Origin of the sequence: Xanthomonas sp. SHU 308, from assembly GCF_000364645.1 — a bacterium.
GTDB classification, from domain to species: Bacteria; Pseudomonadota; Gammaproteobacteria; order Xanthomonadales; family Xanthomonadaceae; genus Xanthomonas_A; species Xanthomonas_A sontii.
In genome coordinates this window covers 1-10,026 of sequence record NZ_AQOK01000007.1, presented here as the reverse complement: position 1 = coordinate 10,026, position 10,026 = coordinate 1, and the positions used below count along the sequence as shown (strand labels likewise).

At 69.3% G+C, this 10,026-nt stretch carries 11 protein-coding genes and 1 pseudogene; 7 read left to right on the top strand and 5 right to left on the bottom strand.

Annotation, left to right across the window (positions count from 1 at the left end; translation table 11 throughout):
• Positions 1 to 133 (bottom strand): annotated as a pseudogene (locus D588_RS27085) (uroporphyrinogen-III synthase); the annotation flags it as partial.
• A 33-nt stretch (positions 134 to 166) separates the two neighbouring features.
• On the opposite strand from D588_RS27085, the gene D588_RS0100430 reads away from it, so the two are divergent.
• From D588_RS0100430 to D588_RS0100410, 5 genes are all read left to right on the top strand, one after another.
• On the top strand, positions 167 to 637 hold the full coding sequence (locus tag D588_RS0100430; protein WP_017914580.1) for a YiiD C-terminal domain-containing protein: 471 nt from the start codon (positions 167 to 169) through the stop codon (positions 635 to 637).
• 45 nt (positions 638 to 682) lie between these two features.
• Entirely contained in the window at positions 683 to 1,102 is a 420-nt protein-coding gene (locus tag D588_RS0100425; protein WP_026143207.1) for a hypothetical protein, read from the top strand.
• Between the two features lie 53 nt (positions 1,103 to 1,155).
• Positions 1,156 to 1,590 (top strand): rhodanese-like domain-containing protein, encoded by a 435-nt coding sequence (locus D588_RS0100420; RefSeq protein ID WP_017907746.1) that lies wholly within the window; start codon positions 1,156 to 1,158, stop codon positions 1,588 to 1,590.
• Between the two features lie 88 nt (positions 1,591 to 1,678).
• Positions 1,679 to 2,197: a protein-export chaperone SecB gene (gene secB / locus D588_RS0100415; RefSeq protein WP_017907745.1), complete on the top strand. Its 519-nt coding sequence runs from the start codon at positions 1,679 to 1,681 to the stop codon at positions 2,195 to 2,197.
• 18 nt (positions 2,198 to 2,215) lie between these two features.
• Positions 2,216 to 3,241, top strand: a complete 1,026-nt coding sequence (locus tag D588_RS0100410; protein WP_026143206.1) for an NAD(P)H-dependent glycerol-3-phosphate dehydrogenase — start codon at positions 2,216 to 2,218, stop codon at positions 3,239 to 3,241.
• 176 nt (positions 3,242 to 3,417) lie between these two features.
• Here D588_RS0100410 and D588_RS0100405 read toward each other — a convergent pair whose 3' ends face one another.
• Both D588_RS0100405 and D588_RS0100400 read right to left on the bottom strand, forming a co-directional pair.
• Positions 3,418 to 3,990, bottom strand: a complete 573-nt coding sequence (locus tag D588_RS0100405; RefSeq protein ID WP_017907743.1) for an Ax21 family protein — start codon at positions 3,988 to 3,990, stop codon at positions 3,418 to 3,420.
• 243 nt (positions 3,991 to 4,233) lie between these two features.
• Complete coding sequence (locus D588_RS0100400) at positions 4,234 to 4,776, bottom strand: TetR family transcriptional regulator (protein WP_017914577.1); 543 nt, start codon at positions 4,774 to 4,776, stop codon at positions 4,234 to 4,236.
• Between the two features lie 148 nt (positions 4,777 to 4,924).
• On the opposite strand from D588_RS0100400, the gene D588_RS0100395 reads away from it, so the two are divergent.
• Positions 4,925 to 5,614 carry a DUF1349 domain-containing protein gene (locus D588_RS0100395; RefSeq protein ID WP_026143205.1) on the top strand — a complete coding sequence of 230 codons (690 nt, stop codon included), beginning with the start codon at positions 4,925 to 4,927 and terminating at the stop codon, positions 5,612 to 5,614.
• Positions 5,615 to 5,701: 87 nt separating this feature from the next.
• Here the strand turns inward: D588_RS0100395 and D588_RS0100390 are convergent, their stop codons facing one another.
• Together D588_RS0100390 and D588_RS0100385 are read right to left on the bottom strand one after the other, a co-directional pair.
• Positions 5,702 to 6,181 carry a tRNA (cytidine(34)-2'-O)-methyltransferase gene (locus D588_RS0100390; RefSeq protein ID WP_017907740.1) on the bottom strand — a complete coding sequence of 160 codons (480 nt, stop codon included), beginning with the start codon at positions 6,179 to 6,181 and terminating at the stop codon, positions 5,702 to 5,704.
• A gap of 41 nt (positions 6,182 to 6,222) precedes the next feature.
• The gene (locus D588_RS0100385) at positions 6,223 to 6,699 is read right to left on the bottom strand and encodes a hypothetical protein (protein WP_017914575.1); all 477 of its coding nucleotides are present in this window, start codon (positions 6,697 to 6,699) and stop codon (positions 6,223 to 6,225) included.
• 414 nt (positions 6,700 to 7,113) lie between these two features.
• On the opposite strand from D588_RS0100385, the gene D588_RS0100380 reads away from it, so the two are divergent.
• Positions 7,114 to 9,987 carry a pitrilysin family protein gene (locus tag D588_RS0100380; RefSeq protein ID WP_017914574.1) on the top strand — a complete coding sequence of 958 codons (2,874 nt, stop codon included), beginning with the start codon at positions 7,114 to 7,116 and terminating at the stop codon, positions 9,985 to 9,987.
• The last annotated feature ends 39 nt before the right edge of the window (positions 9,988 to 10,026 follow it).

Genomic DNA, 10,026 nt, shown 5'->3' with positions numbered 1-10,026 from the left:
ACGGCGATACCGCCAGCACCCGTGCGCCGCAGCGCGCCGCGGCCCGCCGCAGCGGCGCGTGCTCGCCCTGCGGGCGCAGCGAGATCAGGGTCCAGGCCGGGGCGGCGGTTGCATGCGCGCTCATGCCAGGCATTATGCGAGCCCCCACCGGCAGCACAATCGCATCATGGCAGCGGATCTTTCCTTCGAGGCGTTCCTGCAGCAGTTGCAACGGCAGTTCCAGGCCATGCCGCCGGTGGCGGCGCTGCAAGTCGCCGTGCACGAGTATGCCGAGCAGCGCCTGCAACTGGTCGCACCACTGGCGGCCAACCTCAACGACAAGGGCAACGCCTTCGGCGGCAGCCTGGGCTCGGTGATGACCCTGGCCGGCTGGGGGCTGGTCAACTGCGAGCTGCACCGCGCCGGCCTGCAGGCCGACGTCTACGTCGCCGACAGCCAGGTGCGCTACCTGTCGCCGCTCTACGCCGATCTGCATGCCCAGGCCAATGCCGACGCGGAGGGCGACTGGGCCGTGTTCGTGAATACCTTCCGCCAGCGTGGCCGCGCCCGCATCGGCATCCAGGCCCAGGTCGGCGCGCCCGGCGCGGCCGCGGCGGCGACCCTGAGCGGTCGCTTCGTGGCCCTCGCCAAGGGGTAGGATGCGCGGATCGCGCGCCCCGCGCGCCGCCACCTGGACGCCGCCATGCCCTCGATGTTCCGCGCGCTCGCGCTGCTGTTGCTGCTGGGCTGGACCGGCGCGGCCATGGCCGGCAGCCGCGCGCAACAGCGCAAGCTCGACGATCTGCAGACCGCCTACGCCGCGGCGGTGCGCTGGAGCGAGTTCGAGACCGCCTGGCAGGTGGTCGATCCGGCCTACCGCCAGGCGCATCCGCTGACCGACCTGCAACTGGAGCGCTACCGGCAGATCCAGGTCTCCTCCTACAAGGTCGGCGGCGGCGCGGTCGGCGACGGCGAGGCGCTGCGCGAGATCGAACTGGGCGTGATCAACCGCAATACCCAGGCCGAGCGCATCGTCCGCTACCGCGAGCGTTGGCGCTGGGACCCCGAGGCCAAGACCTGGTGGCTGCAGGACGGCCTGCCGGACCTGTGGAACGGCCAGTAGCGCGGTCGCCGAGCTGTGCGACAATCGGCGCCCGCTTCCAGCCCCCGAGTCCCGTGAACTTCGAAGAACTGCTGGCCTTCGCCGGCCGCAACCCGATGCTGGCCCTGGCCCTGGTGGGCCTGACCATCGCCCTGATCGTCACCGAAGTGGCGCGCCTGTTCCGTGGCTACAAGAGCCTGCGGCCGGCGGAGCTGACCCGCCTGATCAACGCCGGCAATGCGGTGGTGGTCGACCTGTCGGCCTCGGCCGATTTCGAGAAGGGCCACATCGCCGGCAGCCGCAACGCCACCGCCAGCCAGTTCGGCCCCGAGCACAAGCTGGTGGCCAACGCCAAGGCGCAGCCGGTGGTGCTGGTCTGCCGCACCGGCACCACCGCCGACGGCGCCGCCAAGCAGTTGAAGAAGGCCGGCTTCGAGCAGGTCTACGTGCTGGAGGGCGGCATCGCCGCCTGGCAGCAGGCCGAGCTGCCGCTGGTCAAGGGCCGCTGAGACACCGCGTCCGGCCCGACCTCGAGGGGCGCGGCCGGCGTGTGATAATCCCGTTTCTTTCTGTTACCGAATCCACCGGAGTCAAGCAATGTCCGACCTCACCAACAACGGCGCCGCGGCGCCGGCCGACGCCGCGGCCGGTCCCGCTTTCACCATCGAGAAGATCTACGTCAAGGACGTGTCCTTCGAGTCCCCCAACGCGCCGTCGGTGTTCAACGACAACGCGCAGCCGGAACTGCAGCTCAACCTCAACCAGCGCGTGCAGCAGCTGAACGAGCAGGCCTTCGAAGTCGTGCTGGCCGTGACCCTGACCTGCACCGCCGGCGGCAAGACCGCCTACGTGGCCGAAGTGCAGCAGGCCGGCGTGTTCGGCCTGGTCGGCCTGGACCCGCAGGCGGTGGACGTGCTGCTCGGCACCCAGTGCCCGAGCATCCTGTTCCCGTACGTGCGCTCGCTGGTCAGCGACCTGATCCAGGCCGGCGGCTTCCCGCCGTTCTTCCTGCAGCCGATCAACTTCGAGGCCCTGTACGCCGAGACCCTGCGCCAGCGCGCGCAGCAGGGCGAGGGCCAGTCGCTGGCCGATTCGGAGCCGGCCGGCAACGCCTGAGCGCGTTCGCCGTTGCGCATGCGCGATAACGCCAAGAAGAAGATCGCCGTCCTCGGCGCCGGCTCCTGGGGCACGGCGCTGGCGTCGCTGACCGCACGGCACGGGTATCCGACCGTGCTGTGGGGCCGCGACGCCGTGGTCGCCGAGGCCATCGGGCAGCGCCACGAAAACCCGCGCTATTTGCCGGGGATCGCGCTGCCGGAGGGCCTGCAGGCCACCACCGACCTGGCGGCGGCCATCGACGGCGCCGACTGGATCCTGGTGGTGGTGCCGTCGCATGCGTTCACCGACACCCTGCAGCAACTGGCGCCGCTGCGCCCGGCGCAGGCCGGCGTGGCCTGGGCGACCAAGGGCTTCGAGCCCGGGTCCGGGCGGTTCCTGCACGAAGTGGCGCAGGAGATCCTCGGCGAGGACGTCCCGCTGGCGGTGGTCACCGGTCCCTCCTTCGCCAAGGAAGTGGCCCTGGACCTGCCGACCGCGGTGACCGTGCACGGCGATGCCGCGTTCGCGCAGCAGGTCGCCGACGCCATGCACGGCCCGACCTTCCGCGCCTATACCGGCGACGACATGGTCGGCGCCGAGCTGGGCGGGGCGATGAAGAACGTGCTGGCGGTGGCCACCGGTGTGGCCGACGGCATGGAACTGGGCCTCAACGCCCGTGCCGGCCTGATCACCCGCGGCCTCAACGAGATGCTGCGGCTGGCCGCGGCGATCGGCGCCAAGCCGGAAACCCTGATGGGGCTGGCCGGACTCGGCGACCTGGTGCTCACCTGTACCGGCGACCTCTCGCGCAACCGTCGGCTGGGCCTGGCGCTGGGCCGTGGGCAACCGCTGCAGGAGGCGGTGCGCGCGATCGGTCAGGTGGTCGAGTCGGTGCAGACCGCCGACGAGGTGATGCGCCAGGCCGAGCGCCACTGCATCGATCTGCCGATCTCCAACGCGGTGCGCGCGGTCCTGCATGGCGAGCTGACCCCGGCGGTCGGCCTGCAGCAGCTGCTGGCGCGCGAACAGAAGCCCGAGTACCCGACCACCTTGTTCAGTTGATCCGGCTACCGCCGGACACGAAAGCGCCCGGCCTGGCCGGGCGTTTGCGTGTCTGCATATCCGTGGGTCAGCGATGAGCCGGATCGGCAGGCAAAAAAAAGCCCGGTCGTGGGACCGGGCTTTCCGAACCGCGCGCGGCGGGAGAGAGAGACGACGCGCGCGGCGCTAGGCAACGCTTACCAGCTGAAGCGCGGGCCGACGAACCATTCCTTGTCGCCGTGGCGGTCCATCTTCAGGTCGGCGCTCAGGCCCCAGTTCTGGTTCAGCTTGGCCTGGGCGCCCAGACGGCCGTAGAAGGTGCCTTCCGGATTGACGCCGTCCTTCTTCAGGTAGTCCTCGTAACCACCCAGGGCATAGACTTCCAGGTACGGGTTGAACGCGGTGCGGATACCCGCTTCGGCGCTCCAGCCGTTGAACTTGGTGCCGTATTCCGGGGCGAAACGGTTGTAGGCCACGCGGGTCACCAGGTCGGTGCTGGTCGCGATCTCGTGGTTGTAGCCGGCGCCGACGCGCCACTGGTCGACGCGTGCGTCGGCAAAGTCGGTCTTCTGGCGGTTGAAGTCGCCGAACACGCTGAAGTTCGGGTGGAACGCGTAGGAACCCTTGACCGCCCAGCCGTCGGCATCGCCGCCGCTGGCGTCGGTCTTGACGTAGCCGGCTTCGGCATAGTTGTAGGAAAGGCCTTCGGCGGCCGAAGCGGCGAACGGCAGGGTGGCCAGGAGGCCGAGAGCAAGCAGAGAGGTCTTCATAATCGGGTACCTTCGTTATTGGTTTGTCGGCGCTGAGGCGTGGGGCCGTTCGCTGCCGATATGTAAATTATCCGTTAGCGACCCGAACTCGCCCTGAATCCCAAACCGACCAGTCCATAAATTAAACGCCCCGTTCAGGCGCTCGCGATGCAGTGTTGTGATGCGCGCCGTTGCATTCCAGGCAACAGGGAATTTCAGGACTGTCAGCGCAGGTGGCGACGCCCACCGCGTGCGAGCGGCACGCTACAGCGCGGCAAGCGTCTCGATCGCCGCGCGGACGCGCTGCATGTCCATGGGCACCACCGAGCGGTGGATGGTCGCGCCTTCGATGAAGGCATCGATGGCGGCGGATGCGGCGACGGAGAACTGTGTTTCCAGGGCGGCCCGGCTCCTGGCCATCCACTGCTGCATGATCGCGGTCATCTCCGGATGCCGGCGGGCGAACGCATACAGTTCGTAGCTCAGCAGCAGCACCCGCGGGGACGCCGTCCCCTCGGCGAAGATGATGTTCACCACCGCCTCGCAGGCCTGGTCGCGGTTCTGCGCGATGCGGATTTCGGCGGCGAAGTCGGCGGACACGTCCTGGGAGAAGCGGGTGAACGCGGCGACCAGCAGGTCGTGCATCGAGCCGAAATAGTAGGTGGTGGCGCTGAGCGGAACGCCGGCTGCCTCGGCGACCTTGCGGAAGGTGGTGCCGGTGACGCCGTGGTCCAGGATCACCCGCAGCGCGGCCTGCTCGATCGCTTCCTTCCGGTGCGGATCCTGGCGCCAGGTCCTGCCGCTCATGCCTGTCCAACGCTGTCTCGACGAAGGCCGATGATCGCAGGTCGCGGTTGACGCCTCAATTGGTACGAATGTACAAATTCGCCGATGAGGTCGACGAAGGCCATCGCCGCGATGGCGCCTCCGAAACAGCGACGTGAGGAGCAGTGCGATGGCGAATTCCAGGGAGCACGACGTGGATACCGGTCGTCGGGCGACCCTGGGTGGGCTCGCCGCCGGCAGCGTCGTGCTGGCGAGCGGTGTGCGCGCGGCGGCAGCTTCCGGCTGGGAGGCGGGCACCTGGCTCAACGCGCCCAAGGTCCATCGGATCCTGCCGGGCGGCGTACTCGAGGTCGTCACCGACAAGGGCGGCGATTTCTGGCGCGAAACCCATTACGGGTTCACCCGCGACAGTGGGCATTTCCTCGGCATCGCCGCGCCCGCGCGCTTCCCCTGCCAATTGCGCGTGCGCGGCAAGTTCGAACAGCTCTACGATCAGGCCGGCCTCATGGTGCGGGTCGACGAGCGCCGCTGGGTCAAGGCCGGCATCGAACTGAGCGATGGGCGGCCGATGCTCAGCAGCGTATTGACCGACGGCCGTTCGGACTGGGCCACCGGCCCGTACGAAGCGGACGCGTCGGATTTCTGGATGCGCGCCACCATGGACAAGGGCGTGCTGCGCCTGCAGGTCTCGCGCGACGGGAAATCCTGGCCGCTGGTGCGGTTGTGCCCGTTCCCGGTCGCCTCCTCCTACCTCGTCGGCCCCATGACGTGCACACCGGAACGGGAAGGATTGATGGTCCGCTTCTCCGACTGGAGCCTGGGGCCGGTGCTGGGCAAGGACCTGCACGATCTGTCCTGACGCCTGCAGTGCCGCGGCGCGTGCTGCGCCAGCGATGCAGCGATAGAACATCGGATGGCGCGTTGCCAGGCGACGCGCGCCGTACGCTCAGTCGGCGCCGGGAAAGCCCAATTGCCGCCACGCCTCGAACACCACCACCGCGACCGCGTTGGACAGGTTGAGGCTGCGGTTGTGCGGCTGCATCGGCAGGCGCAGGCGCTGCGCGTCGGGCACTTGCTCCAGCACCGTGTCCGGCAGGCCGCGGGTTTCCGGGCCGAACAGGAAGGCGTCGCCGTCGGCGAAGGCGGGCGTGTCGTAGCGGGTGCTGCTGCGGGTGCTGAGGGCGAACAGGCGGCGCGGGGCGATGGCCTGCAGGGCCGCATCCAGCGACGCGTGGACCTGCAATCGTGCGTACTCGTGGTAATCCAGGCCGGCGCGCTTGAGCTGACGGTCGCCGAGGTCGAAGCCCAGCGGCTCGATCAGGTGCAGTTGCGCGCCGGTGTTGGCGCAGAGACGGATGACGTTGCCCGTGTTGGGCGGAATTTCGGGCTGGTACAGCAGAACATGCAGCGTTGGGGTGGCGATCATCGGCGCAGTGTACGCGCCGGCGCGGAGACCTTGGTGCCGATTCAGCGCACCAGGCCGACCGCCAGGTCCTGGCCCAGCTTCTGCAGGCTCGGCTGCAGCTGCAGCCGAGCGGTGTCCAGCGTCTCGCCGACCACGTCGCCGATCGCCAGCATGCTGCCCATGTCCGCATCCGGACGCACCTGCACGGTGGCCAGGGTCACCACGTGCTGGCTGGCGGCCTGCTCCTGGTCGCGCTCGGCGAGCTGCTCGGCGGAGGGCCGCACCTGCACCGCCGCCAGGGTGGCGATGGGGCTGGACAGTTCGGCGTCGCGCTGGGCGATCTGCTCGGCCGAGGGGCGCACCTGCACGGCCGCCAGGGTGGCGATGCCGCTGGCCTGTTCGATGCTGCGCTGGGCGATCTGGTCGGCGGAAGGGCGCACCTGCACCGCATCCAGGGTGGTGATCTGCGTGGCGGCGAAGGACGGCGCGGCGAGCAGGGCGGCGATGGCGGCGGTCAGGAGCAGGGCGGTGGTCTTCATGATGGGCCTCTTTGGTGTTGTTGATAAGTGGTGTGGTAGTAAGGTAGTACACCTAATCAGGGGTTGCAAGAACTTTTTTGCGCCGGGTTGTTTTATTAAGCTTTCATTCACTTAATGCCGGGGACTCTTGCGCTCGGGGATGTGTAAGCAGACCGCGTGCCAATTCCAAGATTCTGTTTTTGAAAGAGAATTTTCCTGGGTGATGTGTCCGCGGGCGGACACCCGGGCGCTCGCGTACGCCGGACGCGGACACCGCGGCGCCGTCCGCGGCGGCAGCCGACCCGCTGATGGGTTGGGGGTGACGCCGTTGCAGAAGGGCGTCAGCGACAACGGCGGACTGCGCGCCGTGCGGTACGCCCGGTACGATCGGCGTTCACCGGCTGTTTCACTCGCCCCAAGGAAGAAGGAATCCGCATGACCGTCTCGACCCGCCCGCGTGGCGCCCTGTTGGCCGTCGCCCTGTCCGTCGCGCTCGGCGCATTGAGCTACGCGCCGCCTTCGACGGCGGCCAGGCCCGCTGCCGCCGCGTCGGTGGATATCGCCTACGAGCAATTCACACTGCCCAACGGGTTGCGGGTGGTGGTGCACACCGATCGCAAGGCGCCGATCGTGGCGGTCAACCTCTGGTACCACGTCGGCGCCAAAGACGAGCCGGCCGGGCGCACCGGGTTCGCGCATCTGTTCGAGCACCTGATGTTCCAGGGCAGCGAGAACCACCACGGCGAGTTCTTCGAGCCGTTCAAGCAGGTCGGCGTCACCGACCAGAACGGCACCACCAACAGCGACCGCACCAATTACTTCGAGAACGTGCCGACCACCGCGCTGGACATGGCGCTGTGGATGGAGTCGGACCGCATGGGCCACCTGCTCGGCGCCATCGATCAGGCGGCGCTGGACGAGCAGCGCGGGGTGGTGCAGAACGAGAAGCGCCAGGGCGAAAACCAGCCGTACGGGCAGGCCTGGAGCCGGCTGAGTCGCGCGCTGTACCCGGCCGGCCACCCGTACCACCACACCGTCATCGGCTCGATGAACGACCTCAATGCAGCGTCGCTGGCCGACGTGAAGCAGTGGTTCCGCACTTGGTACGGTCCCAACAACGCGGTGCTGGTGCTGGCCGGCGACATCGACGTGGCCACGGCCAAGGAGAAGGTGACGCGCTACTTCGGCGACATCCCGGCCGGCCCGAGCATGGCCCAGCCCAAGGTCGACGTGGCCCAGCGCAGCCAGTCCACCCGCGAGACCATGACCGACAAGGTGCCGCAGACGCGGATCTACCGCGTCTGGAACGTGGCGCAGACAGGCACCGAGGACGTCGACCGCCTGCAACTGCTGGCGCAGGTGCTGGGCGGCGCCACCTCTTCGCGGCTGGACCGGCGCCTGGTCCACCAGGACAAGCTGGTGGATATGGTCAGCGCCTCGGTCTGGCCGTCGCAGCTCGGCTCCGGCTTCGGCATCATCGCCATGGTCAAGCAGGGCGTGGACCCGGCCAGGGTCGAGGCGGCGATCGACGAAGAGCTGCGCCGGCTGCTGGACAAGGGGCCGGACAAGGCCGAACTGGCGCGCGCCAAGACCGCCTTTCGCGCCGGCTTCATCCGTGGCGTCGAGCGCATCGGCGGCTTCGGCGGCAAGGCCGACGTGCTGGCCGAGTGCGCGGTGTACACCGGCGACCCCGGCTGCTTCCGTACCTCGCTGGCGACCATCGCCGAGACCCGCCCGCGCGATCTCACCGCCGTCGGCCGCAAGTGGCTGGGCAAGGGCGACTACACCCTGCTGGTGCAGCCGGGCGAACGCGTGGCGCAGGCCGAGGAGCCGACGGTGCAACCGGCGCCGCTGAATCCGCCGCCGGTCGATCCCAAGTACCGCACCCTGCCCAGCGTGGTCGACCGCAGTGCCGGCCCGCCCAAGACCACCCAGTTTCCGAAACTGACGTTCCCGACGCTGCAGCGCGCGACGCTGAAGAACGGCACCACGGTGATTCTGGCCGAACGCCACGAGGTACCGGTGGTGCAGTTCAGCTACGAGTTCCAGGGCGGCTACAGCGCCGACCAGGGGCGCAAGCCGGGGACGGCCAACTTCACCATGGGCATGCTCGACGATGGCGCCGGCGAGCGCGATGCGCTGGCGTTCGCCGATGCGGCCGAGGCATTGGGGGCGTCGCTGGCGGCCGGCGCTGCGCTGGACGGCAGCAATGCCTACCTGTCGGCGCTGAAGGAGAACCTGGCGCCGTCGCTGGCGCTGTACGCGGACATGCTGCGGCGGCCGCGCTTCGCGCCGAACGAGATCGAACGGGTCCGCGCCAGCTGGATCGCCAGCATCCGCCAGGAGAAGGCCCAGCCCAACGGCGTGGCGATGCGGGTGCTGCCGCCGCTGCTGTACGGCGTCGGCCATCCCTACGCGATGCCGTTCAGCGGCATCGGCACCGAGGCGGCGATCGCGGCCCTGCAGCGCGAGGATCTGGTCGACTTCCACCGCGACTGGGTGCGTCCGGAGCACGCCACCCTGATCGTGGTCGGCGACACCACCCTGGCCGAGATCGTGCCGCTGCTGGACGCGCAGTTCGGCGATTGGAAGGGTGAAGGGACGGCGCCGTCGGTGCCGGTCCCGGCCCACGTGGCGCGGCCGGCCAAGCCACGCGTGTACCTGATCGACCAGCCCGGCGCGGTGCAGGCCAACCTGTTCGCCTCGGAACTGGTGCCGCCGACCACCGATCCGGCGGCGGTCCGCTTCGACATCGCCAATGGCGTGATCGGCGGCGACTTCACCTCGCGCCTGAACATGAACCTGCGCGAGAACAAGCATTGGTCCTACGGCGCCCGCAGCGGCGCGGCCAGCGCCCTCGGCCAGCGGCCGTGGACCGCCTCGGCCCCGGTGCAGATCGACAAGACCGCCCCGGCGCTGCAGGAGATGTACAAGGAGATCAGCGCCTTCGCGAGCGGCAAGGCGCCGCCGACGGCGGAGGAGGTGGCGCGCATCCGCAACATCCAGACCCTGAGCCTGCCGGGCGCCTACGAGACGGCCAGCGCGGTGATGGGCGCGATCGGCGGCATCGTCCGCTACGGCCGCCCCGACGACTACGTGTTCAAGCGCAAGGCCGAGATCGAGGCGATGAGCCCCGCGCAGGTGCGCGAGGCGGCGTCGATGCTCGACCCGAACACCTTGACCTGGGTGGTGGTGGGCGACCTCAAGCAGATCGAGGCGCCGGTGCGCGCGCTGAAGCTGGGCGAGGTCACCGTGATCGATGCCGAAGGGGTGCCGCAGGGCGGGGCGGCGGCCCCGGCGCCGCGCTGAGTGCGGCAGGTGCGCGTCGGCGATGGCCGGCGCGCGCCA